Source organism: Streptosporangium sp. NPDC049078, assembly GCF_040648855.1.
In the GTDB taxonomy this organism is placed as follows: Bacteria; Actinomycetota; Actinomycetes; order Streptosporangiales; family Streptosporangiaceae; genus Streptosporangium.
The window spans coordinates 43,808-66,550 of the sequence record NZ_JBEZEL010000011.1 but is presented as its reverse complement, the minus strand read 5'-3'; the positions used below and the strand labels follow the sequence as shown (position 1 = coordinate 66,550).

At 69.5% G+C, this 22,743-nt stretch carries 23 protein-coding genes; 12 read left to right on the top strand and 11 right to left on the bottom strand.

Annotated features, from left to right (window positions below):
- Positions 1-54: 54 nt before the first annotated feature.
- Together AB0B90_RS19915 and AB0B90_RS19910 are read right to left on the bottom strand one after the other, a co-directional pair.
- On the bottom strand, positions 55-546 hold the full coding sequence (locus tag AB0B90_RS19915; protein ID WP_350942701.1) for a GNAT family protein: 492 nt from the start codon (positions 544-546) through the stop codon (positions 55-57).
- 185 nt (positions 547-731) lie between these two features.
- A complete protein-coding gene (locus AB0B90_RS19910) occupies positions 732-1,229 on the bottom strand; it encodes an anti-sigma factor antagonist (RefSeq protein WP_362923929.1) in 498 nt (165 codons plus the stop codon).
- Between the two features lie 210 nt (positions 1,230-1,439).
- Between AB0B90_RS19910 and AB0B90_RS19905 the strand changes: the two genes are divergently transcribed.
- Both AB0B90_RS19905 and AB0B90_RS19900 read left to right on the top strand, forming a co-directional pair.
- Positions 1,440-1,757 carry a hypothetical protein gene (locus AB0B90_RS19905; protein ID WP_350942697.1) on the top strand — a complete coding sequence of 106 codons (318 nt, stop codon included), beginning with the start codon at positions 1,440-1,442 and terminating at the stop codon, positions 1,755-1,757.
- 405 nt (positions 1,758-2,162) lie between these two features.
- Positions 2,163-3,563, top strand: a complete 1,401-nt coding sequence (locus AB0B90_RS19900; protein WP_350942695.1) for an FAD-binding oxidoreductase — start codon at positions 2,163-2,165, stop codon at positions 3,561-3,563.
- A 137-nt stretch (positions 3,564-3,700) separates the two neighbouring features.
- Here the strand turns inward: AB0B90_RS19900 and AB0B90_RS19895 are convergent, their stop codons facing one another.
- Positions 3,701-4,654, bottom strand: a complete 954-nt coding sequence (locus tag AB0B90_RS19895) for a hypothetical protein (RefSeq protein WP_362923926.1) — start codon at positions 4,652-4,654, stop codon at positions 3,701-3,703.
- 750 nt (positions 4,655-5,404) lie between these two features.
- Here AB0B90_RS19895 and AB0B90_RS19890 point away from each other — a divergent pair.
- The 4 genes from AB0B90_RS19890 (at position 5,405) to AB0B90_RS19875 (ending at position 10,114) form a co-directional block, all read left to right on the top strand.
- Positions 5,405-6,799, top strand: a complete 1,395-nt coding sequence (locus tag AB0B90_RS19890) for an aromatic acid/H+ symport family MFS transporter (protein ID WP_350942691.1) — start codon at positions 5,405-5,407, stop codon at positions 6,797-6,799.
- Positions 6,800-7,070: 271 nt separating this feature from the next.
- Positions 7,071-8,210: a sensor histidine kinase gene (locus AB0B90_RS19885; protein WP_350942690.1), complete on the top strand. Its 1,140-nt coding sequence runs from the start codon at positions 7,071-7,073 to the stop codon at positions 8,208-8,210.
- Positions 8,207-8,863, top strand: a complete 657-nt coding sequence (locus AB0B90_RS19880; protein WP_362923923.1) for a response regulator transcription factor — start codon at positions 8,207-8,209, stop codon at positions 8,861-8,863. The genes AB0B90_RS19885 and AB0B90_RS19880 overlap by 4 nt, the downstream gene beginning before the upstream one ends.
- Before the next feature lie 261 nt (positions 8,864-9,124).
- The gene (locus AB0B90_RS19875) at positions 9,125-10,114 is read left to right on the top strand and encodes an NAD(P)-dependent alcohol dehydrogenase (protein WP_362923921.1); all 990 of its coding nucleotides are present in this window, start codon (positions 9,125-9,127) and stop codon (positions 10,112-10,114) included.
- Positions 10,115-10,273: 159 nt separating this feature from the next.
- On the opposite strand, the gene AB0B90_RS19870 is transcribed toward AB0B90_RS19875, so the two are convergent.
- Complete coding sequence (locus tag AB0B90_RS19870) at positions 10,274-11,167, bottom strand: SDR family NAD(P)-dependent oxidoreductase (protein ID WP_362923919.1); 894 nt, start codon at positions 11,165-11,167, stop codon at positions 10,274-10,276.
- A 353-nt stretch (positions 11,168-11,520) separates the two neighbouring features.
- On the bottom strand, positions 11,521-12,102 hold the full coding sequence (locus AB0B90_RS19865) for a TetR family transcriptional regulator (protein WP_350942683.1): 582 nt from the start codon (positions 12,100-12,102) through the stop codon (positions 11,521-11,523).
- Between the two features lie 289 nt (positions 12,103-12,391).
- Between AB0B90_RS19865 and AB0B90_RS19860 the strand changes: the two genes are divergently transcribed.
- Both AB0B90_RS19860 and AB0B90_RS19855 read left to right on the top strand, forming a co-directional pair.
- Positions 12,392-12,919, top strand: a complete 528-nt coding sequence (locus tag AB0B90_RS19860; protein WP_362923917.1) for a sigma-70 family RNA polymerase sigma factor — start codon at positions 12,392-12,394, stop codon at positions 12,917-12,919.
- Positions 12,920-12,924: 5 nt separating this feature from the next.
- Entirely contained in the window at positions 12,925-14,070 is a 1,146-nt protein-coding gene (locus AB0B90_RS19855; protein ID WP_362924199.1) for a CU044_5270 family protein, read from the top strand.
- Between the two features lie 12 nt (positions 14,071-14,082).
- Here AB0B90_RS19855 and AB0B90_RS19850 read toward each other — a convergent pair whose 3' ends face one another.
- Together AB0B90_RS19850 and nhaA are read right to left on the bottom strand one after the other, a co-directional pair.
- Positions 14,083-14,658, bottom strand: coding sequence for an HD domain-containing protein (locus tag AB0B90_RS19850; RefSeq protein WP_350942680.1), 576 nt, complete (start codon positions 14,656-14,658; stop codon positions 14,083-14,085).
- A 190-nt stretch (positions 14,659-14,848) separates the two neighbouring features.
- Positions 14,849-16,885, bottom strand: a complete 2,037-nt coding sequence (gene nhaA / locus AB0B90_RS19845; RefSeq protein WP_362923915.1) for a Na+/H+ antiporter NhaA — start codon at positions 16,883-16,885, stop codon at positions 14,849-14,851.
- A 226-nt stretch (positions 16,886-17,111) separates the two neighbouring features.
- Here nhaA and AB0B90_RS19840 point away from each other — a divergent pair, with 226 nt between their 5' ends.
- Both AB0B90_RS19840 and AB0B90_RS19835 read left to right on the top strand, forming a co-directional pair.
- A complete protein-coding gene (locus tag AB0B90_RS19840; RefSeq protein ID WP_350942677.1) occupies positions 17,112-17,447 on the top strand; it encodes a metalloregulator ArsR/SmtB family transcription factor in 336 nt (111 codons plus the stop codon).
- Positions 17,444-17,914: an SRPBCC domain-containing protein gene (locus tag AB0B90_RS19835; RefSeq protein WP_362923913.1), complete on the top strand. Its 471-nt coding sequence runs from the start codon at positions 17,444-17,446 to the stop codon at positions 17,912-17,914. Before AB0B90_RS19840 ends, AB0B90_RS19835 begins: the two co-directional genes overlap by 4 nt.
- Positions 17,915-18,180: 266 nt before the next feature.
- Here the strand turns inward: AB0B90_RS19835 and AB0B90_RS19830 are convergent, their stop codons facing one another.
- Positions 18,181-18,732, bottom strand: a complete 552-nt coding sequence (locus tag AB0B90_RS19830; RefSeq protein WP_362923911.1) for a CGNR zinc finger domain-containing protein — start codon at positions 18,730-18,732, stop codon at positions 18,181-18,183.
- 25 nt (positions 18,733-18,757) lie between these two features.
- Here AB0B90_RS19830 and AB0B90_RS19825 point away from each other — a divergent pair, with 25 nt between their 5' ends.
- Positions 18,758-18,949, top strand: coding sequence for a hypothetical protein (locus tag AB0B90_RS19825; protein ID WP_362923909.1), 192 nt, complete (start codon positions 18,758-18,760; stop codon positions 18,947-18,949).
- A gap of 71 nt (positions 18,950-19,020) precedes the next feature.
- On the opposite strand, the gene AB0B90_RS19820 is transcribed toward AB0B90_RS19825, so the two are convergent.
- Positions 19,021-19,815 (bottom strand): DUF2306 domain-containing protein, encoded by a 795-nt coding sequence (locus AB0B90_RS19820; protein WP_362923907.1) that lies wholly within the window; start codon positions 19,813-19,815, stop codon positions 19,021-19,023.
- Between the two features lie 657 nt (positions 19,816-20,472).
- Between AB0B90_RS19820 and AB0B90_RS19815 the strand changes: the two genes are divergently transcribed.
- Positions 20,473-21,552 (top strand): TNT domain-containing protein, encoded by a 1,080-nt coding sequence (locus tag AB0B90_RS19815; protein ID WP_350942668.1) that lies wholly within the window; start codon positions 20,473-20,475, stop codon positions 21,550-21,552.
- Positions 21,553-21,702: 150 nt separating this feature from the next.
- Here AB0B90_RS19815 and AB0B90_RS19810 read toward each other — a convergent pair whose 3' ends face one another.
- Both AB0B90_RS19810 and AB0B90_RS19805 read right to left on the bottom strand, forming a co-directional pair.
- Complete coding sequence (locus AB0B90_RS19810) at positions 21,703-21,909, bottom strand: hypothetical protein (protein WP_350942666.1); 207 nt, start codon at positions 21,907-21,909, stop codon at positions 21,703-21,705.
- A gap of 30 nt (positions 21,910-21,939) precedes the next feature.
- Positions 21,940-22,698 (bottom strand): L,D-transpeptidase, encoded by a 759-nt coding sequence (locus AB0B90_RS19805; RefSeq protein ID WP_362923904.1) that lies wholly within the window; start codon positions 22,696-22,698, stop codon positions 21,940-21,942.
- Between the last annotated feature and the right edge of the window lie 45 nt (positions 22,699-22,743).

Sequence of the window (22,743 nt, the reverse complement as noted above, 5' to 3'; positions counted from 1 at the left end):
CCGTCTCGTCACCGAGCGAGGGGCGCCGGCGACCGAGTGCCGCCGCTCGATCGGTCAGTCGGTGGCCAGGCGGGCGTGCCGCTCCACGTCGTAGCGGACACCCTCGTAGCTGATCTTGGCCCGCTCGACGCCCTCGGACAGGAATCCGGCCCTGGTCGCCACCGCGCAGGAGGCGGTGTTACCGACCCGGTGTGCCAGCTCCAGGCGGAACAGGCCCCGCTCCCCGAACGCCCACTCGGTCATCTTCCTGGTGGCGGCCACGGCGACACCCCGCCCCCTGGCGCGCGGAAGCGTCCAGTAGGAGACCCAGCCGGTGCCGTGCGCGTCGATGTTGCTCACCGCGACGTTTCCCACGACCTCGCCGTTGGAGACCACGGCGAACGCCCGCGCGTCATCACGAAACCCCCACAGCCCCATCCACTCCAGCGCCGCCTGCGCGGTGTCGATGGGCCGGGCCGCCTGATCCGCCATGTCCGGAGAGCCGAACGCGTCGAGCACGACCGGCATGTCGTCGGGCCGCCATCCGCGCAACTCCACTTCCGTCATCCGTGCAGGGTAGTACCCGTTGACCGGCCCGTGAAGTGCTCGGACACCGAATCCGGGGAGGGGGAGCGGCGCCGTGCGGCCGGGGTGGGCCGGGCAGGAGAAACAGATCCGGTGAGAGCGGTTTCGGGGACGACGGGACGGCCTTCACCGCGGCCGGCCGTACCGCCGCCCTGAAGGGCCTCGTCTCAGCCTGGGTCGGAGGAGGGCTCCGCGTCCGGGGCGGACGGGACCGCGGACGGTGAGGGCTCCGCGTCCGGGGCGGACGGGGCCCCGGATCGGGGAGCCTCCGCGTCCGGGACCGCCGGAGTCACGGACGGTGTAGCCTCCGGGGCCTCCGGGGTGACGGCCCGCAGCGACGCGGGGACGTCGGGGTCGAGGGAGAACGCGCTCGCGAGGCCGGTGACCGTCAGGATCCGTTCCAGAATCCCGTGAACACCGGCCAGCCGTAGGCAGCCCCCCGCCGCACTCGCGCGCCGCTGGACCTCCAACATGGTCCACAGCCCGGTGGAGTCGCAGAATCTCAGAGCGGTGACATCGAGGATCAGGTTCCCCACCCCGGCGTCCAGCTGCGTGACCAGGACATCGCGGAGCCGCGGACTGGACAGCTTGTCCAGCTCACCGGCGAGCACGGTCACCGAGGCGCCCTCGTGCCTGCGAACCGAGAGATCAAGCCGCGTCGTCATCCCCCACGATCCTTATGCCGGTTGAGCCGAGGCTATTTTAAAGATCTTGGTGAGAAGGCCCTCTCCGGCCAACTGCAACCCGCCCGTAAGCGAATCGCGTCCTGGGCTTGGGACCCTCCGGACCCGGCGCGCGGCTCCCGCGTACGGAAATCGTCCACATCGGATGGGGGGTCGCAGATAGATCTAGGGCGTGTGGGGCACTCAGCAGCTATGAGCGACGATTCGGAGAGCCGCGACTTCACCGGGAAGGGGCTCGGCGACGAACTTTCCAACCGACCGAAGACAATGGGAGAGATAGCCGTGAATCTGGCTGTTAGCGAATCACTCGCCAATCACGGTCACCACGCGCTGGTCAACGCCCACGAGGCGGCGGCGAGCAGCCACCAGCTCATGGCAGAGGCGGGGGTGGGCGATGTGGAGGAGCATCTCGATCTAGCGCGATGGCATCGCTGGTGCGCCATCGTGGAGGATCAGCTGGCCGACGAGGCGGATCAGAAGACTCCCGCCAAGCGGAAAAGGGACCACTGAACACGACGGGCGACACCGAGGGGGGACCACCGGCGCGGGGACCCGGCAGGAGATCGGCTCACGCGGATCTTCTCGGCAGGTAGGGCACCGCGGCGTTCCAGGCGCCACGGCCCAGGGCGCCGGTGGATCTTCTTCACCAGCTCGGCGTGCTCCGGAGCCTCGTCGAGGAACGCCTCGGCCGAGTGTCCGACCCGCCCTCCGTCGCCCACGGATCGAGCGCCCCGAGCGCCCGCCGCCAAGCAGGAACACGACCGTCTCGTCCCCCCGAACTCCCCGAGCGGTCGCGATACCAGCGGTAATACAGTCATCTCCAAGTGCCGGATGCGAGAAATGAGGGGCCGTCCGATCGGCACCCGGCGACCTCGCCCACTCCCCACCCGCACCACGAAGCACTGGAGAACGCTCATGACCACCGTCTTTCCCCCGGCGGAAGACCTCGGCGGAGGGCTGGAGACCCTGCGCCACCAGATCGTCGGTCCCGTCCTGACCCCCGGGCAGGACGGCTACGACGAGGAGATCGCCGGATTCAACACCGCGGTCCCGCACCGGCCCGCCCTCGTCGTGGGCGCCACCGGCGCGGAGGACGTCGCGGCGGCGATCCGCTTCGCGGCGGCCCACTCCCTTCCCGTCGCCGTACAGGCCACCGGCCACGGCGCGGTCCAGGCGGCCGACGGGGCACTGCTGATCAACACCTCCAGGATGCGCGAGGTCACCGTCGATCCTTCCGGCCGCAGCGCACGGATCGGCGCCGGCTCCCGCTGGGCCGACGTCATCGAGCAGGCGACCCCGCACGGCCTGGCACCCCTGAGCGGCTCGTCGTCGGGTGTCGGAGCGGTGGGCTACACGCTGGGCGGCGGCATCGGCCCCATGTCACGGACCTTCGGCTTCGCCGCCGACCACGTACGGGAGATCACCGTCGTGACCTCGGACGGCACGATCCGGGTGACGGACCGGAACACCGAGCCCGACCTGTTCTGGGGGCTGCGCGGCGGCAAGGGCAGCCTCGGCGTGGTCACCTCCATGGTCGTCGACCTGTTCCCCGTGTCGACCCTGTACGGAGGCTGCCTCTACTTCGACGCCGAGGACACCCCGGCCGTCCTGCACGCCTACCGGGCCTGGACCGCCACGCTGCCGGAGACCACGACCACCTCGGTGGCGATGCTGCGCCTGCCCCCGCTGCCCCAGCTCCCGCCGCCGCTGCGCGGGCGTTTCGTGACCCACCTGCGCTTCGTCCACCTCGGCGACGCCCAGGAGGCGGAGGCCCTTCTCGCCCCGATGCGGGCCGTCGCCGAGCCGATCTTCGGCGAGATCGGGCAGATGCCGTTCGGCGCGATCGACTCCGTCCACCGGGACCCGGTCGACCCGATGCCGGCCTGGGACCGCGGCGCCCTCCTGCGCGAGCTCGGTGAGGAGACCCTGGAGGCGCTCCTCGCGGTGGCGGGCCCGGCGGCCGACGTGCCCCTCGCCGTCGTGGAGCTGCGCCACCTCGGCGGGGCGCTGGGCCGCGAGCCGCACCTCCCGAACGCCGTGGGCGGGCGGGACGCGGCCTTCTCCCTGCTGGTGATCGGCGCTCCCGTGCCGGAGCTGCTGGACACCGTCGTCCCCGCCGTGGGCGGTGCCGTGATCGACGCCCTCGCTCCCTGGCAGACCGGCGGGACGCAGCTCAACTTCCACGGGTCGGCGCTCGCGCCCGCCGATCTGTCCCGCGCGTGGCCGGAGCCGACGCTGCGCAGGCTCGCCGCCCTCAAGGACCGCTACGACCCGACCCGGATGTTCCGCTTCGGGCACGTCGTGCCCCGCGTCTGAACAGCGACCATCCAGCCGTCAGGCCCGTGCTGTTCGTTCACGGCCATCACGCGATATTCGAGTGTCGTCACGAACTCTGAACGATCGCGTGGTGGCCGTCTTCGTGCGAATCTGCCTGCCGAAGATCGCGAAGTGTGTCAGGCGGTGGTGCGGTAGATGTCCCGCTGCCACCCGCCGTGTTGGGAACAGACTCCGCTGAGCCCGCCCGACATGCTCACCGTGTTGTCCTTGCACATGACCAGGTAGCCCGCCCCGTTGCGGAAGTTCTCGATGCACTGAAAAACCAGGCACGCCTCCTCCGCCGGCGGATACACCCGGTTTCCCGTGGGGCAGAACGTGAACCCGTAGTTGTTGGGGGGCGCGGCGCAGAACGGGCCGGTCGGCTCCACGGAGGGCGGCAGCGTGGGGGGAGGTGTCGGCCAGGGGGTGGGCGTCAGCCAGGGAGTGTGTGTCGGTGTGGCGGTCACCGTGGCGGTGGCCGTCACCGTGGCGGTGGCGGTGGCGGTGGCGGTGGCGGTGGCCGTGACGGTCGCGGTCACCGTGGTGGTCACGGTCTCGGTCACCGTGATCGTGGTGGTCACGGCGGGGGGCGTGGGTCCCACGGTGACGGTCACCCGGGGCGCGGGGGTGGACTTCGTCGGCTTCGGCTTCGTCGCGGAGACGGAGAAGGTGCCGCTCTTCTTGTAGGCGCCGACACCGAGATACGTCTCCTGCCAGGCCGTCCGCCCGGCGTTCACCGACAGGGCGGTCGTCACCGTCCGGCACTTCTTCTTCAGGCAGACCCGTTGTTTCACGGAGAACCGCCTCGCGGCGCCGTACCCGTTCGTCACCTGCACCCTGAGGTAGGACTTGCCGCCGACCTTCGTCACGGAGGTCTTGACCACCCGCTTGTCCGCCGCGGTGAAAGCGGTGCTCAGCCCGCTGTCCACCGGCGTGGAGGCGCCGCTCACGCCCCCGCCCGCCTCCGTGAAGCTCCTGATCTCCTGCTTGTCACTCGCGGCGGGGCTCACGGCCGAGGCGGAGAAGGTGTCTCGGATGTCGATGGAACCCATCCAGCCGATGACGGCGATCAGGGTGCCAATGGCCGCCACGGACAATACGAAAGCTCTCATACCACCACAAGTATCCCGTATACCAGAATCGCTATTGATAAGTGATTTATTAATACTTATACCACTTACCTCGGCCGGTTTCCGCCGATTGGAACCTTCCACGGCACACGACTCATTTCTTTTCGCCGCAGACAGGAACCGGGTCACCGTGGAGCTGCGTACAGCCGTCTCCACAGGTGCGGCCGGGTACGGCGGGCATGGCCGCGCCACGACAGCCTCCACCCCGAGGACTTCGGCGCGCCTCCCCTGCACGTCCGACTTCTCGCCGTGCCCGCCGGCGAGGACTGACGGCGCGGCCGGGCAGCGCCCCCTCTCCCGCACCGGAGCGGGCCTCGCCGGGGGACGCGGAGGGCGAGCGGGCGCCACCGGACGGGAACGCGGACGCCGACCGGCCGCCATCGGGCGGACAGGCCGCGTTCGACCGGCCCTCGACACACCAGGGCGATCACAAGTGGCGAGATTTTCCGGAGATCCCTGCCGGGCCGCCCGCCGCTCCGGCAGGAACGACTCGCCTTCCGGCCCTCTCAAATGCCCCTGAAATCATGATCGACCCGGTATCGATACATTAATTACATCCCACCACGCCTTTCGCACACAGAAAGACGGCGAAGGCCGGAAATTAAAACACCCTTATCGTTTTCGGCGTCAATTTTTATTGGACCGTCGTCGTGCGCGCGTTGTAATTTCGCCACAACGCCCATATCCGAGCCTCACGTCCCGGAGTGAACAATGCACACGACCGAGCGTTCGTCGCCCGCGCGCCCCAGGAGCGGGCTCGCCGTCGTCGCCATCTGCTTCTTCACCATCGTCTTCGACGGCTACGACCTGATCGTCTACGGGTCGGTCGTTCCCAGCCTGCTCGGCAACCAGGAATGGGCACTCACTCCGGCGCAGGCCGGGGCGATCGGCAGTTACGCGCTGATCGGAATGCTGATCGGCGCGGTCGTCGCAGGAATGATCACCGACGTCGTCGGACGGCGCAAGATAATCCTCGTCAGCATCGCGTGGTTCTCCGTCGCGATGGCACTCTGCTCCACGGCGTCGTCCCCCGAACTCCTCGGCCTTTTCCGCTTCGTCGCGGGTCTCGGTCTCGGCGGCGTCGTACCGACGACGATCGCCCTGACCGTCGAATACGCTCCGAGAAACCGGCGCAATCTCTACAACGCGCTCATGTTCTGTGGTTATCCGGTGGGCGGCTGCCTGACCGCGCTGGTGGCGATGGCGCTTCTCGCCGAACACGGCTGGCGGGTGATGTTCCTGGTCGGAGCCGCGCCCATCGTGCTGATCCTGCCGCTCGCGATCTGGCTGCTTCCCGAGTCGGCGAGCTACCTGCTCGCGCGGGGACGCCGGGCGGAGGCCGAGGCGGTGGCCGCCCGCTACGGGCTCGACCTCGGCAACGGTCACGGTGAGCCCGGTGAGCCCGGCGAGCCGCGCGACAGGAAGGGCTTCACGCTGCCGTTCCGGCGGGGCTACCTCGCCGCCACCCTGCTCTTCGGTGCGGCCAGCTTCTGCGGCCTGCTGCTGGTCTACGGTCTCAACACCTGGTTGCCGCAGATCATGCGCCAGGCCGGTTATCCCCTCGGCCCCTCACTGCGATTCCTGCTCGTCCTGAACATCGGAGCGATCGTCGGCACCATCGTGATGTCCGTCCTCGCCGACAGGATCGGGGCCAAGGCCATCACGGTCTGCGCCTTCCTCGCCGCCACCGTGTCCATCTACCTGATGAGCTTCGACCTCGGCACCGGCCTGCTGATGCTCTGCGTCGCCGTCGCGGGACTCGGCAGCGTGGGGACCCAGATCCTGGTCAACGGCTACGTCGCGATCTTCTACCCGGCCGCGGGCAGGGGCTCGGCCCTCGGCTGGACGCTCGGGGTGGGCAGGGCCGGTGCGATCGCCGGACCGCTCCTGGGCGGCTGGCTGCTGGGTTCCGGGCTCGGATTCGAGTGGAACTTCTACGGGTTCGTCCTGCCCGCCCTGCTGGGCGCGCTGTTCATCGCCGCGATCCCGCGCGCCGGCCGCCGTCGGCGGGCGTCGGCGGTCGAGACACTCCCCGTGGAAAGCGGTGCGCTCGGCACCATTCCGTCCCAGAGGCGGGCGCAGACCTCCCACGAGGTCATGCGGTGACGAACCCGTCGAGGGAGTCGGGAAAACACCTTCGGAGGGGTGGCGGCCGGACCGCCACCCCTCCGAACCGCTGCCCCCTCGGAGAACCGAACCGCCATCCCTCCGAACCGCTGACCTCCGAAACGCCGAACCTTCGAATCTTCGAAACACGAAAGCGTCGGAACACGGAAGCGTCGGACCACCAGACCGCCGGAACACCGAACTTTCGGTGAACGCGTCTCTCGTACTTTGGGCCGATTCAGATCGGTACGACCTCTCGTACCATGATGGGGTGCTCCCCCTTGTGCGATCCGTGTGGGATGAGCCCCGTCCCCCCGACCCGCCGGCGCGGGTGTGGCGGGACTGGGCGCTGGTGGGACTGCTCGTACCGATCGCACTGCTCGAAGGAGTGTTGCGACCGGATCTTCCGTCGCGGGTCCTCTCGGTGGCGGTCACCATCGGGCTGGTCCCGACGCTGTTGTGGCGCCGGACCAGACCGCTGCTGGTGGTCGCGATCGTCTTCGGCACCACGAGCCTGGCCCCCCTGCTGACCGGCGGCGTCTCCGCGGAGACGAACACGATGGCGTACCTCCTGATCGTGGTGTACGCGCTGGTCCGCTGGGGGTCCGGACGCGAGGTCGCGATCGGATTGGCGATCGTCCTCGTCGCGGTCGGGCTCTCGATCGTCTTCGGCCGCCTCGCCCCCGCCGACGCGATCGCCGGGTTCGCCGTCGTGTTCTCCGCCGTCGCGCTGGGCGGGACGCTCCGCTACCGGTCGCGAGCGCGGGCGCGCGAGCTCGACCAGGTCAAGCTGCTCGAACGCGAGCAGCTCGCCCGCGACCTGCACGACACCGTCGCCCATCACGTCTCGGCGATGGCGATCCGCGCCCAGGCGGGCATCGCCACCTCGGCGGCGCGGCCGAACGCCGCGACCGAGGCGCTGCAACTGATCGAGGCCGAGGCGTCGCGCGCCCTCGCCGAGATGCGCGCGATGGTCCGTGTCCTGCGCAGGGACGAACCCGCCGACCTGGCACCCGGTCGGCGCATCACCGATCTCCGGCACCTCGCGAGCGAGGACTCGTCCGACCTGTCCGTCGAGGTGGAGATCCCGGACGACCTCGGTGACCTCCCCCCGTCGGTCGAGGCCGCGATCTACCGCCTCGCCCAGGAGGCGGTGACCAACGCCCGGCGGCACGCCCGGCACGCCACCTACGTCGCGGTCCGCGTCACCGCCGACGACACGTCGGTGCACCTGCGGGTGAGCGACGACGGCGAGACCGGTTCCATCCGCCCGCCCGGACCGCCGGGGTACGGGCTCATCGGCATGATCGAACGCGCCGACCTGCTCGGCGGTACCTGTGAGGCGGGCCCGAACTCCAACCGGGGCTGGACCGTCACCGCCGTGCTGCCTCGCACCGGGTCGGCCACATGAGCATCCGGGTGCTCGTCGCCGACGACCAGGAGATCGTCCGTACCGGACTCTCGATGATTCTCGACGCCCAGCCGGACATCGACGTCGTCGGCGAGGCCGCCGACGGGCGGCGAGCCGTCGAACTCGCGCGGCGCCTGCGCCCCGACGTGTGCCTGTTCGACATTCGCATGCCCGGTCTCGACGGCATCCAGGCCACTCGCCTTCTCGCGGGGCCGACCGTCGAGGACCCGCTCGCCGTCGTCGTCATCACCACGTTCGACCTCGACGAATACGTCTACGCCGCGCTGAGGGCCGGCGCGCGGGGTTTCCTGCTCAAGGACGCGGGCACCGTCCTGCTCACCCAGGCCATCCACGCCGCCGCGAACGGCGACGCGCTCATCGCCCCGAGCATCACCGCTCGGCTGCTCGGCGCCTTCGCCGAGACCGGGCCCACCTCAGCGGTGTCGCAACCCGTCGAGGCGCTCACGGACCGGGAGGAGCAGATCCTCGTCGCCGTGGCGCGGGGGCGGACCAACAACGAGATCGCCGACGAGTTCCACATCTCGCTCAGCACCGTCAAGACGCACATCGCCAGCCTGATGGCCAAGCTCGGCGCCCGCAACCGCGTCGAGATCGCGATGTGGGCCTACGAGACCAGGCGCGTCAAAGGCTGATCCCGCCGCGGTGACGGGCCCCTAAGCCGGGCGGCGCGAAAAAAGGCCGGAAACACCTGGCCGATCATCCATCGATCGGGCGTACTTTCGCCCGATGAGCTCCTCGCGGAGCCCTCCTACATTGATTTTCGTGGCACGGGACACGCTCGACGCCACCCGGCAGGCGCCTCCGCCTCACCCGATGCCGGACACGACATCGGTCCACGAGTACGGCGCTCCCCGGCGGATCCGCACCCACCCGCGATGGATGAGGAGAATGCGTTGAAGGCTTTTGTTCTGCGCTCGTACGGCTCACCCGATGTCCTCGACCTGACGGACGTCGACACGCCCGTTCCCGGCGACGACGAGGTGCTCGTCCGGGTGCGCGCCACCTCCGTCCAGCCCTACGACTGGCACATCATGAGAGGCGAGCCGTATGCCGCGCGCCTGATGGGCGGCGGCCTCCTCGGGCTGCGCAAGCCGAAGATCGACATTCTGGGCGCCGACATGGCCGGGCAGGTCGAGGCCGTCGGCAGGAACGTGACGGGCCTCCGCCCCGGCGACGAGGTGTTCGCACTGCTCAAGCAGGGTGGCCTCGCCGAGTACGTGTGCGTCGGACAGGACGCGCTCGCGCCGAAACCTCAGAACCTGTCGTACGAGCAGGCGGCGGCGGTACCGATGGCGGGCATCAGCGCGCTGCTGGGCCTGCGCGACGAGGGACGGCTGCAGCCGGGACAGAAGGTCCTCATCAACGGGGCCTCGGGAGGCGTGGGGACGTTCGCCGTGCAGATCGCCCGGGCGCTCGGCGCGGAGGTCACCGGCGTCTGCAGCACCAGGAAGATGGACCAGGTCCGGTCGCTCGGCGCGCACGAGGTCATCGACTACTCCAAGGAGGACTTCACCCGGAGTGGAAAGCGCTACGACCTCCTGCTGGACATCGCGGGGGGCCACTCGGTCTCGGCGTGCCGGCGGGCGCTGACTCCCAAGGGGGCCTACGTCCTCATCGGCGGGCGGTCCGGCCGGTGGCTGCGGCCCATGAGTCACATGTTCACCGCACTCGCGGTCTCGCCGTTCGTGTCCCAGAGGGCGGCCATCGTGGACGCGACCCGGGGCGTGGGGAACAGGCAGAACCTGATCACGCTGACCGAGCTCATCGAGGCGGGGAAGGTCACCCCGGTCATCGATCGGGGCTACCCGTTCAAGGACACCCAGACGGCCGTCCGATACCAAGAGGAGGGGCACGCCCCGGGAAAGGTCATCATCACGCTCTGAGACACCCGAACCTCTTGAGACACCCGACCCGCCACACGCACGACGACCACCTCCCGCGAGCGATCGGAACGATCCTCCTGTTCCCGAGCGACGCGGGAGGCCGGCCACCGGCCGGAACCGCCCGGGTTCCGGTTCGCGTACCGCCGCCGGTGGTTCATCTCATGCGATCACGTCGGCGGGTGGAGCGAGCGGGGCCGCCTGCCGGCTGAGCCTGAGGACGGCCTTCGCCGTTCGCGAGTCGGCGGCGGGGGCGAAGGGGGTGACGGGCCGGGCCTTCGGCCCGATGACGAGGCCGGTCCGCCCGTCGAGCGAGGCGTCGGCCGCGGCCAGGATCGACGGCCGTGCCGCCACCGACGCGGGACCGGACGTGGCGCGTTCGAAGACGCGCCGGACCAGCGGCCAGAGCAGCCGCAGCCCCGGCGAGACGATTTTGGGCGACCGCATGGTGCCGTCGGTCATGTCGGTGGCCGCGCCACCCGGATCGGCCGCGAAGACCGAGATGCCGGTGCCGCGCAGCCGTTCCGCCAGATCCAGGGTGTAGGCGAGGTTGGCGAGCTTCGCCCGGCCGTACCAGTGGAAGCCGTAGTAGCCGCCCGGGGGCTCGATGGCGTCGAAGGAGCGCTTGGCCGTCCGGATCGATCCCGAGGTGATGTTCACGATCCGACTCGGCCCGCCGACACGGAGCGGCTCCAGCAGCAGCTCGGTCAGCAGGTACGGCGAGAGGTGGTTCACGGCGAACGACGCCTCGATCCCGTCCACCGTCTGTCGCCGGTCGGCGAACATCGCCCCGACGTTGTTGACCAGAACCTTCAGCGGCCCTTCCTCGGCGAGGCCGGCCGCGAGCGCTCGTACGGCGTCGAGCGAGGCGAGATCCGCGGCGACGAACCTCGCCGCCGGACCGGTCGCCACCGCGTCGATCCGCTCGACCGCGCGGGCGCCCCGCTCGGCGTTCCGCCCCACCACGGTCACCTCGTAACCGATCGCCGAGAGCCCCATCGCGGTCTCCAGGCCGATCCCCCCGGTCCCCGCCGTCACCACAGCCCGTTTCTCCATGGCTCCGCCCTCCACCCGCCGATCCTTAGCGGATAGTCATCCGTTTCCTGGTTCGTACCGTAGCACAAACGGATGGCTATCCGATTAGAGGGAACGGGCATGCGGCGGCGTATCTCCGTACCTGGATTTCCCGACCGCCGCCACCGGAGGCGAGCTTTCAACGGCTCCGGACCGCCGCCGGCGCGGGGATCGGCCCCTCAGATGTCCCGGACACCGTCGGCAGGCCAGGCCGGCACTCGAAGTCGGCGCGGTAGGCGGCCATTCGGTCCCTCAACACGGAAGCAGCCTTTCGCCTCCTCAACACGGGAGGCGACCTTTCGGCCCCTCAACACGGAGGGCAGCCTTTCGGCCCCTCAACGCGGCGGGGGACGCAGCCCCTCAAGGAGAACGTCGAGATAGAGCCGCGCGTGCCTGGCGTCGTCGTCACCGGAGCGGACCGCGTGCTCGACCCCGCAGAGCAGGCGGCGGATGTCGTCCGCCTCGACGTCATGCCGGACGACCCCCGCGTCGCGGGCACGGTCGAGCAGTTCCGCGACGGCCCGGTCGAGCTCGGCCTTCATCGCCGAGGTCCGCGCGTCGGCGTCGCTGGCGGATCCGAGCACCGCCGCGAACCCGGCGTCGTTCAACGCGTGTTCGAGAGCGAAACGCAGGAGGCGGTGCAGACCGGCACGCGCGTCCTCGTCGGCCGCCGCGACCTGCGCCTCGTCGACGAACTGCTGAAAGCGCTCGGCGAGCAGTGCTTCCAGCAGCGCGTGCCGGTTGGGGAAATGCCGGTACACGGTCCCGACGCCCACCCCCGCGAGCCGGGCGATGGTGTTCAGCATGAGCGAGTCGTCGCCCGCGGCCAGCTGCTCCCTCGCGACCCGCAACACCCGTGCGCGGTTGCGCGCGGCGTCCGCGCGCAACGTCGTCTCCCGCTCAGCACCGGGTGTCACGACCTCAGCCTAACGGTTCGCCGGTCAGGCACCGCGCGGCGCCGACGGACAGCGGTGGATGGTGACGAATGGTGACATGGTCACCGCGTTTCCGACGCACACCGGACTCTGCCGAACCCTCTGCCGCCCCGAAGCCGCCCGCCTGGATGTAGGTGCCGCCGCACACGGCGCCGAAGGGTGCCCGCGACTTCCAGGTGAAAAGGGGATTTTGAGTCGTTTGTAACATCTGAGGATCCCGGCCCACTTCCCGGTGTCGAAGCAATCATCCGGGACGAAGGGGGGCCAGGCGGTGACGGACGAGTCACAGCGGTTCACCACGATGTATGACGAATGCCGACAACGGGTCTGGGCCTACGTGGTCAGCCAGGCGGGCAGGCAGGTCGCCGACGAGGTGGTGAGCGAGACGTTCGCGATCGCCTGGCGGCGGTTCGACGACATGCCCGAGCCCGCCCTGCCATGGCTGCTGGGCGTGGCACGCAACGTGCTTCGCGACAACGTCCGCGCCGAGATCCGGCGTGAGTCGCTCGCCCGCGAGCTGCGCGCGTGGACCGAAGAGGACCACGCCGACCAGGTCGCCGAACGCCTCGCCGTCATGACCGCGCTCGCCTCGTTGAACCAGGACGAACGCGAGCTGCTGATCCTGGTGGCCTGGCAGGGACTCACGCCGCGCGACGCGGCACGCGTCATCGGCTGTTCCGCCGCGACCTTCCGCGTACGGCTCCATCGGGCCCGCAAGCGGCTGGTCCACGCGATGAAGTCGGCATCGGCGATCCGCCCCCGGCCCCGGGTGCGCAATCTCAGTGAGGAGTGGTCTTGAACCCGATGGACCAGCTGCGGGCGGCCCGCCCGGCACATCTCGACACCCCGGCCGACGAGCACACCCGTGCCGCCGAGCTCTCCTACGCCATGTCACAGCCCAGGACGGGGCGCACCCGCAAGGCCGGTATCCCCAGGCCGGGGTGGGCGCTCGGCCTGGCGGGCGTGGCCGCCGCCACCGCCGCGGCCGTGACGATCGCCACGACCGGCGGCACCACACCGCCTCCGGGCTCCCCGATCGCCACGGGCCGGCAGCCGACGACGCACTCGTCGGAGCCGGTGGCGCGGCTGTCGGCCAGGCAGCTCCTCCTCGTCGCGGCCGAGTCGTCGCTCAAGGCCCCCCAGGGCAGCGGGGCCTACTGGTACGTCGAGAAAGTGAGCGGCGACGCCCAGCAGGTGGGCACCAGGACGCGGTACACGGTGGACAGCCTGGGCCGCAGCCGGACGTGGATCGCCCGCTCGCCCGAGCGGGAAAGCTGGTGGGTGTCCCAGAACCTCGGCACCAAGCCCGCGTCCGGCTCGGAGGATGCCTGGAAGCGGGACGGCTCGCCGTCCACGTGGACGGTGAGCGTGAACAAGAACGCCGGCGCCAGGGAACAGCTGATCATCGAGGCCAAGGGCGGCAAGCCCTTCGGCAACGCGATCAACGACGGCGACAAGGTCGCCGACCTGGCCGGCGAGAACGTCTCGATGGCCGAGCTCCAAGATCTGCCCACGACCGCGGCCGAGCTGAAGGCGTACCTGCTCAAGGGATACCGGGGGCACGGCACCGAATCCACGGGCGACCCGCAGGACGCCGACTCCTGGCTCTTCCAGGTGACCGCGGGCCTGTTGAGCGACATGCCCGTCAAGCCCGCCGTCCGGGCCGCGGCCTATCAGGTGCTCGCCGGGCTGGACGGCGTGCGGTCGCTGGGTGAGGTGACCGACGCGCTGGACCGCAGGGGCGAGGGCATCGCCCGTACCGAGAAGTGGCCCACCGGCGAGTTCGAGCGCCAGCTCGTCGTCGACCCGCGGACCGGCATCCTGCTCACGGACCGGTTCGTCGCCGTCGCCCCGACCGGAACCTACGGCTGGGCGAAGCCGGGCACCGCCGTCCACTGGAACGCGATCGTCAAGGCCGAGTGGACCGACCGGGAGCCGGTCAAGCCGTAACCGCGAGGTGTCTCAGCCTCCGTTCAGGACGCGTTTCACCCATTCCAGCGACCCCGTGCGAAGCGCCTCGTCCGCGAGGCGCTTCGCCGACGTCGTCTTCAGGGCGGCGAGTGAGCTGTCGATCCACGGCTGGACGTTCTGGTGGCCCTGCTCGCGGTACTCGATCGCCTGGATCAGGCATTCGAGCTTGTCGGCGTCACGGGCGCAGACCGCTTCGAGACTGGCCTTCTCCTCGTACTCGCCGACCGCGCCGCTCACCATCTCCGCCACCGGCCCGGGAACCCCGCGTACCTGGTCGGCGGTGACCTCCTCGTTCGGCGTCGCCTTCAGGTACAGCTTGCCGAGATAGGGGATGTCGGTGATGCGGGTCTCCTGCGTGTCGTGGAAGAGGCTCATGAACGCCGCACGCTCGGGATTCCCGCCCTCCAACGCCGTGATCACACTCGCGATGATCGCCGTCCTGAAGGAGTGGTCGGCGATGCTCTCGGGGTCCCGTACCCCCGCGACCAGCCAGCCCGTGCGCCGGTAACGCTTGAGCAGCCCGATCTCGTACAGCAGGCCCGTCAGATTCGACAGTTCCTCCGCCATGGAAATCCCCTCTCCCCCTCGGTGGATCATGCGCGGCGCGTAGCCGACCATCCCGTTTCCGGCGTGGACCGCGGTCGCCTCCTCCAGCGTACGGATGGCCGCTTCCCTGAGCGTCTCCCGTGGTCCGCGTGTCCGGCGTCGGGCACGCGGCACGGGCGACGCTCACATGAGAGGTCCCCCTCTCGTGCCGTCAGGTCGTCTCCGGGCGATCAGGAGACCGGTCCGCCTCCCGCGCGGGGGCGTCGGTCGAGTCCGACACGGCCTCCGCACCCGGCTCGGCCGCCCCCGCCGCGGGGACCGTACCGGCCGAGCCCGGGGCGACGGGCGCGAGAGCGTCGACCGCCTCCGGCAGGGCGGGCCCGGCGTCCCCGCGCGACTTCTCCAGCGCGCGGATGAGGGACTGCGCGTCGTAGGGGCCGACGTGCCGACGGCCGTTGACGAAGAGCGTCGGCACCGCCGTGATGCCCATCGCCTCGGCGTCCAGCATGTCGTCGCGGACCCTGCCGGTGACCTCCGGCGCCGTGAGGTCCCGTTCGAACTTCTCCATGTCGAGTCCGAGGTCGCGCGCGAGACGGATGATGTCGGAAGGCCGCTGGTTCTCCTGGTCCGCGAACAGGCCGCGCTCGAACTCGAAGAACTTGCCCTGAAGCGCCGCGGCCTCGGCCGCCTCGGCGCCCGCGAGAGCGTTCGGGTGATACTGCGTGAGTGGCGCGTGGCGCCAGACGTATCGGAGTTCGTCGCCGAGGACCTCGTGCACCTCCAGGATGGAACCGGAGGCCTTGAGGCAGAAGCCGCACTGGAAGTCGCCGTACTCGACGATGGTGTAGGGCGCGTCCACCGGTCCGAAGACGTGGTCCCGCCTCGGATCGACCGGGCGGGCGAGCGCCGCCTCGGAGTCGGGTCCCGGGCGCAGGGCGTCGGAGACACGGAAGATCACCGTCGCGATGAGGAGGGCGATGACGGATGCCGCGAGCACCCCGACGCGCGCCTCGTTCTGTGCCGCCGGGTCGTCGATCGCGAGGTCGACGATGAACAGCGAGATCGTGAAGCCGATACCGCACAGCGCGGCCCCGCCCGCGACGCGGTCGAGCGTCAGCCCGGGTCCGAGCTCTCCCAGTCGCAGGACGCGAAGGATCGCGGTGGAGCCGAAGACGCCGACGAACTTGCCCGCCACGAGGCCGGCCACGATTCCCCAGGTCAGGGGCGATCCAAGCGCGGCGGCGAGGTTTTCCCGACTGATCTCGACACCGACGTTCGCCAACGCGAACAGGGGCAGGATGACGTAGGCGACGTACGGGGCATACGCCGACTGGAGCCGTTCGTTGATCGAGATCGACTCCCGCAGGCTGTTCGCCGCCGCGCGGGCGTACGCGGTGTTCGGTGACTGACGGAACACCCGCGCGAGGTCGAGAGCGTGCTCGACGTCCCGTCGATCGGGCCGGTAGACCGGTACGAGAAGGGCGATGGCGACGCCCGCCAGGGTGGGGTGCACGCCCGAGGCGAGGAACGCCAGCCAGACGATGATCGCCAGCGTGCCGTACACCGGACCGCGCCCGCCGCGCAGGTACCGCGTGAAGTAGACGCCCGCGAGCCCGGCCGCCGCGACGATCAGCGGGAGGAGGTCGAGGTTCTCGGTGTACATGATCGCGATGATGCTGAGCGCGCCGATGTCGTCGACCACCGCGAGGGCGAGGAGGAAGACCCTCAGCCTGCCCGGTATCCGCGGGCCGATCAGAGCGAGGGCGCCCACCAGGAACGCGGTGTCGGTCGAGATCACGACGCCCCACGCGTACTCGTGTCCCGACCCCGCGGCGATCAGCACGAACAGCAGCGCGGGGATCGCGAGCCCCGCGACGGCCGCGGCCACCGGCACGACCGCCCGGGACCAGCTGGTGAGCTCACCGATCGCGAACTCGCGGCGCACTTCGAGCCCGACGGTGAAGAAGAAGATCGCCATGAGCGCGTCGTTCACGAGCGCGTGCAGGGTGAAGTCGAGATGAAGATCGCCGACACCGATGGTGAGGTGCGTGTCCCAGAAGGCGTCGTGTGAGCCGGGAGAGGCGTTCGCCCAGATGATCGCGGCGAAGGTCGCGAGCAGCAGGAGCAGCGCCCCGATCCGGTTCTGGCCCAGCGCACGAACGCGCTCGGCGATCGAACGCGAGGCGACCGAGTGCGCGTCGACCTGCTCAGGATTCGGTGATTGCCGAGTGGTCGTCGAGTTCGCCATACGTCAGGTCCTCGGAACCTCGTGGGGAAACAGCAGGAGCACAACATCCGCTGAAAAATCGTCAGTATATGGCGAAGGCCCGCAACCCCATAGAGGGACGCGATGTCCCCCGAAAGCCGTCAGCACGTGACGACGGCCCGCGACCACGTGGCGACGCGGTAACCGACCGGGGAGCACTCCCGGCCAATCATTGAACCATATGGTTCAATGAGCTATAGTGAACCACATGGTTCAGCAAGAGGTCCTTGACCGCACGTTCGCGGCCCTCGCAGATGCCACGCGACGACAGATCCTCATCCGGCTCGGCCAGGGGCCCGCCACGATCGGCGAGCTGGCCGCACCGTTCGACATGTCGCTCACCGGCATGAAGAAGCATGTGCACGTCCTGGAGAACGCCGGACTGGTCACCACGGAGAAGGTCGGGCGATCGCGGCAGTGTCGCCTCGGCACCGAACGACTGGAGGACGCCATGTCCTGGATCAGGTTCTACCAGCGGCTCTGGGAACGTCGGCTCGACGGCCTCGACGCCTACTTCACCCTCACGAAGGAAGACGACCAATGACCCGGAACATCGAGACCGATCGGCTCCACCTGAGCCGTGTCCTGCCCGCGAAGCCGGAGGAGGTCTTCGACGCCTACACCGACGCCGAGAAGCAGAAGATCTGGTTCAACATCCTCAACGAGGAACCCGGCATCGTCGAGATCGACGTCGACCTGCGCGTCGGAGGCCGGCAGACCGCGGTGTGGGGGCCCGACCGCGAAACCCTGTTCCGAGAGACGCAGACCTTCCTGGTCGTCGACCGCCCGCATCGCCTGGTCACCGAGTCCGTCGGCTCCAGCCCGGACGGCATGACCATGACCACCACGATCGAGATCACGTTCGAGGAGCACGAGGACGGAACGCTCTTCACCGTGACGCAGACCGGATTCCCGACGCCCGAGATGCGCGACTTCTTCGTGGGAGAGGTCCTGCCGGGAGCACTCGACCGGATCGAGACGTACCTGCGCGGCGTGCGGACGCGGCCCTGAAGCGGCACTGAAGGAGAACGCGAAGAGCCGGGATCCGACTCGACCCGCGGATCCACGCCTCACCGGAGGCCGGGCCGACCGGAGACCTCGATGTCCGGTCGGCCGGAGACTCGAACGGAGCCAGGCCGGTAACCGCACCACCGGTTATCGCCGGTACGGCGTCGCCGAGCTGTCACGGTCAGAACGCATCCGCGGCCTGCGACGCCTCGAACCGCCGCTGCGCCAGATCGCCGATCTGCCGGACGTTCCCGAGGCTCAGCGGAGGTTCACCGTCGATGCGCCGTAGAAGCCGTAGAAGAGGGGACGTGCCTGGCCCGGTGCCGCCGCACCGCGTCGCGGTTGGCGCAGCGCGGCGAGCAGTAGCGTTGCCGGCCGCTCCGCGAGACGTCCGCGTAGACCAGCCCGCAGCCGTCGCGTGCGCAGCGCGCCAGCCGTGACATGCCGCGCCCCGTCAGATGCAGGGCGGTGCCCACCGCGACCAGGGCGCGCAGCACGCCGCCGAGCGGCAGGTCCGCGTCGCGGTAGTGCAGGTGCCAGCCGGTTCCGTCGTGGTCGGTGACGCGGGGGTACGCCGCCGAGGTGGCCAGCAGGTCGTTGAGCAGCGCGACCCGTGCGCGCTCGTCGCGGGTGTCGACGATCTCGCACCACTGCTCGGACAGGTTGAGCGTGGCGACCAGGTCGGCCTCCCCCGGGGAGCGGTCGATGACGAGGCCGGCGTCCGCGCACCGTTTCACCAGGTCGTCGAGGGAGGCGGGCGGGACGTTGACCAGGTCCGCCATCAGCAGGACCGCGTCCGCTCCGTAAGGGTTGATATGCACAATGCCATTACAGCACGCTGGACCCATGAACGACCACGACGGACATGACTGGCACACCCGCTCCCACCACCGCACCAGCGAAGGGCTGGTGCGCTACCAGTCCTGCCACTGCGGCACCTGGCGGGTGCTGTGCGAGGCCCCCGCCCCGCCCGCCGCGGCGGTGGTGGCGTGGAGCGCCTGGCGGAGCGCGGTCCGGCCGGGCGCGCCGCCGACATGAATCGTGCGGCGCGCCCAAGGGCGGTCAAGGGCGGTCAGGGGTGCTCAAGGGTTCAGGCACCGCTGTCGCCCTCACCGGTCGGCGAGACCGCCCACGGAGGGACGACCCGCCAGGACGCGACTCCGACCGATCGGCCGCCTGCGGATGAACCATTCGGCCACGGTGAGGTTGATCACCCACCCCGCGGCCACGAGCAGTGCTCTGGGGAACTCGTCGGGCGTCCCGAAAATCAGGAACCACGGCAGGTGGGTCAACGCCTGCGTGCCCGCCCCCAGGCCGATCGCATAACCACGCATCATCCAGGCGCGGTGTCGGGCGATGTCCCGCCGCCGGATCGCGGCGAGCCCGAGAACGATGGCCACGACCATGGCGGAGCCGAACACGAGCCGGATGCCGGCGAGAAGATCACCGTCACCGACGGGGCGGGGATAGAACAGGTTCATCCACAGGCCGGAAAGCGCCGCGACGAGGCCGCAGAGAACCAGGACCCGCCCGGCGATGCGGTGCCAGCCCGGCCTACGGCCGCGGAAACGGGGGGCGAACTGGAAAGCTCCCAGAACGCTGTACACGCTGACACTGAAAATGTGCAGCACCACGGGCAGAGGTGCCGCGAAGAACCGCGCGTTTCCCGGCGTGATCTCCGCGCCGACCGTCAACTCGGTCAGGCGGACGGCTCCGGCGATCATCGGAACGGCACTGAGCGCGATCAGCGCGGTGGGCAGAAGCCAGCCCGGCCGCCGGGAGGTCGCGGCGACGTTGTGGCCACGAACAGCGAAAGCCTCCGCCGTGTTCCGGTCATTCGTCGACCGGCTGCTTCGCGGTGACTGCGCGGACGGGGGGCGTCCCGTCGAGCTCTCATCGGTCATGATCCGATCGTGACGGCCGGCACCCCGGACGCTCATCGGTAGGACGGTCCGATCCGAACCGGCCGATCATCCATCGGCAGGCCGTACTTTCGGCCCACACTGAGCTCCCCACAGCCCGGAAACCGCTCACTCGCCTGTCCTTTTCCGGCACTCGCCGAACGACGGGCGGGATGACCGCGACCGGGTGTGGCCACCTCGGGTGCTCCACGTCTGCCGGCCACCGCGATCACCGAGGTGTCGGCGACACCCGGCGAAAGGTCGGCGCACACCTCCGCACATTTTCCCCACATTATCGTGACGAGATCCGCGAATAGCACACATAGCTAACTCAACACGTAAGAGATCGCATATTCCGATATTTGCCATATGGCGAGCCAACCCTTTCCCGCCCCATTTTTTGCCCTTCCCTTATGGCTTGGACACTGCAATCCATGCGACATCGGGAATGTAGGAATCAATCACTGATCCAACGTGTACGACCACACCTGTAGCAACGTGCCCTAATTCGGATAACCCTCTCGCTTTTGAAGCCGAGAGAACCGGTTCTTCCTGAATCCTGGGTGGACCGGGGTGCGCGCATCGCGGGTCGGCGTTTCATCGACTCGCCCGTGGTCGGTCGATTCTCGTCCGTCTGCCTTTAACACCAGCAGGGAAGTCATGCCACATTACCGACGGAGCGTCGTACTGGCCACCGCGATATGCGCGCTGGTCTGCGCCATGAGCGACACGGCCGCGCGTGCCGACAGCCCCGCCCAGCGGAAAACCCCACTGATCACCTTGGCGGATCTCCAACCCGCACCGCCGTCTGCCGAGAGAGTGGCTCATGACCAGAGCCCGCAGAACGGGGCGCAGGTCTGCGGACCGCCGTACGTGACCGGAGACCCGGACCTCGGACCGACACTCCTGCCACGGACCGGCTATCTCGGCGCACTCCTGCGCGGTTACGTGCCACTGGGCGGTCTCACCCCCCAGCACTTCCTCTCGCGCTACTGGAACTACACCGTGAACGACTATCGCTACCCGCCCAACTCCGGATTCGCCAACTCCGGTGACTATCCCAACGGCAGGCCGCTGGTCAAGACGACGTTTTTGCAGATCGGCATGAGACTCGACCGTTTCGGCGGCTACGGCGGCTCGTTTCTGGCGCCGATGGGAGATCTGTTCACCCGGCGCGCGCTGCCGCCACGGAACCTGAACACCAACCCGCTGGATCCCACACACCTGTGCAACTATCACGTGTTCAAGGTGCTCAAGTCGTTCCGCGTCGACGTGGGCCCGGTCTCCCTCGCGTTCGAGATGCCGGGCTGGGGCACGCAGTACCACGTGCTCAGCAAGTACATTCCCGAGGCCCCGCAGACGAGCGAAGAGGTTCCGGTGAGCTGGCTGCTGCAGAACGGATATCTGGAAGAACTCCCACCGCCCGTCCTGCCTGACCCTCCCCCGCCTCACCGGATCACCGTACCGACAACGTTGTCCGAGGACGCCGACCAGGACGAGCCGACAGAAAGAGCCGACGACAGAAAACCCCTCTGCTCACCGTCGGCGAGGGCGAAGCGGTCTGCCACCGGGCGGTGCTTCGCCTCGGCGGGACGCGAAGGCCTCGGCCCCGACACACGTCACGCCTCTCCCTCTCGCGGTCGTGCCGTCAACCGGCCGCCGACAGCCGCCGACCGGCGGATATCCGCGGCGGGAAGGCCGGCTGATCGCCCGCGGCCGCACCGGTCGTCGCGTCTCTGAGGAGCGGAGTCCTGCTCCTGCCCGCGATGGCCTGGTCGCCGACGCGACCGCGGGCAGGAGAGGACCGTCATGAGCCCGCAGGCGCCAAGAAACACCGGAGACACCGGAGACACCGCCGCGGGCCCCGGAAACCGCGGCGACGCTCCATGATCAGCCGGTGTAGGCCGGCCTGACGACGACGGCCTCCCTCGGGACCGGCCTCGGCTCCTCGACCGCGGGCCGGCGCTCGGCCGGGGCCGGGGAGGGTGAGGCGGACGGCTGCCTGGGATCGGCCGCGGCCGTACCGGAAAAGCCCGCGAGGCCCGCGGCCAGAGCCAGCGCCGCGCTGAAGCCGATGAGCGTGGCTTTGATCTTCATATGGATTCCCCTGTTCATTCGAGTCGGGCCTCAGCCCTTGATGACGACCGGAGTACCGATCGCCAGGTTCTTCGCCATCCACCTGATGTCGTCGTCGCCGACCCGGACGCAGCCATGGCTGGCCCGTGTCCCGATGGCGGACTGCTTGTTCGTCCCGTGGACCGCCAGCTGGCCCGGGCCTCCGGCGAAGCTCTTCAGCACGGGCGAGAAGCCGCTCAGCCCGAAGGCGTAGGCGCCGTAGGCCCCGCCGTCGTCGACGGGTTTCACCAGCTCGGTGAAGAAATAGCGACCCGGAGGCGTCGGCGTTCCCGCCTCACCCGTCGCGACCTTGCCCGTCCTGACGGCCCGGTCGCCGTCGTAGACCGTGAACCTGAACGCCCCGCGGTCGATCTCCACCCGGTGGGAGGTCTCCGCGAGCGTCACGTCGGTGGCCCTGATCCAGCCCTTGCTGCCGTTCGGCCGGACCGGCAGCAGCACCCGCAGCCACTCACCATCGTCACGGTCCACCAGGAAGACCCGCGTCGCGCCGTAGTCGTTGGGGCTCGTGATCGTCCGCTGGACCACCCCCTCCTTGTTCCGGTAGACCGTGATCCGAGCCCCCTTGACGCTCGCGATCTTCGATCCGGCGCCGCTCACCGACTCCGACCGCGGGCCACCTGTCGCCGGCTCCGACCGCGCGCCACCGCTCGGAGGCTCATGCCGTACGGCGCCGCGCGCGTCGGCCGCACAGCCGGTCAGCAGGAGGACGAGTGTCGCCGCGGCGGCCGTACCGAGCAGGTTGGTTCTCACCCGCCACAGCCTCGCGGCAGAATGTGTGAAACCTGTTTGGTTGTC

Coding starts and splice junctions, on each gene's coding strand:
- AB0B90_RS19915 (WP_350942701.1), bottom strand. CDS start 546: ATGACGGAAGTGGAGTTGCGCGGATGGCGGCCCGACGACATGCCGGTC.
- AB0B90_RS19910 (WP_362923929.1), bottom strand. CDS start 1,229: ATGACGACGCGGCTTGATCTCTCGGTTCGCAGGCACGAGGGCGCCTCG.
- AB0B90_RS19905 (WP_350942697.1), top strand. CDS start 1,440: ATGAGCGACGATTCGGAGAGCCGCGACTTCACCGGGAAGGGGCTCGGC.
- AB0B90_RS19900 (WP_350942695.1), top strand. CDS start 2,163: ATGACCACCGTCTTTCCCCCGGCGGAAGACCTCGGCGGAGGGCTGGAG.
- AB0B90_RS19890 (WP_350942691.1), top strand. CDS start 5,405: ATGCACACGACCGAGCGTTCGTCGCCCGCGCGCCCCAGGAGCGGGCTC.
- AB0B90_RS19880 (WP_362923923.1), top strand. CDS start 8,207: ATGAGCATCCGGGTGCTCGTCGCCGACGACCAGGAGATCGTCCGTACC.
- AB0B90_RS19870 (WP_362923919.1), bottom strand. CDS start 11,167: ATGGAGAAACGGGCTGTGGTGACGGCGGGGACCGGGGGGATCGGCCTG.
- AB0B90_RS19855 (WP_362924199.1), top strand. CDS start 12,925: ATGGACCAGCTGCGGGCGGCCCGCCCGGCACATCTCGACACCCCGGCC.
- AB0B90_RS19850 (WP_350942680.1), bottom strand. CDS start 14,658: ATGGCGGAGGAACTGTCGAATCTGACGGGCCTGCTGTACGAGATCGGG.
- nhaA (WP_362923915.1), bottom strand. CDS start 16,885: ATGGCGAACTCGACGACCACTCGGCAATCACCGAATCCTGAGCAGGTC.
- AB0B90_RS19840 (WP_350942677.1), top strand. CDS start 17,112: ATGGTTCAGCAAGAGGTCCTTGACCGCACGTTCGCGGCCCTCGCAGAT.
- AB0B90_RS19835 (WP_362923913.1), top strand. CDS start 17,444: ATGACCCGGAACATCGAGACCGATCGGCTCCACCTGAGCCGTGTCCTG.
- AB0B90_RS19825 (WP_362923909.1), top strand. CDS start 18,758: ATGAACGACCACGACGGACATGACTGGCACACCCGCTCCCACCACCGC.
- AB0B90_RS19820 (WP_362923907.1), bottom strand. CDS start 19,815: ATGACCGATGAGAGCTCGACGGGACGCCCCCCGTCCGCGCAGTCACCG.
- AB0B90_RS19815 (WP_350942668.1), top strand. CDS start 20,473: ATGCCACATTACCGACGGAGCGTCGTACTGGCCACCGCGATATGCGCG.
- AB0B90_RS19810 (WP_350942666.1), bottom strand. CDS start 21,909: ATGAAGATCAAAGCCACGCTCATCGGCTTCAGCGCGGCGCTGGCTCTG.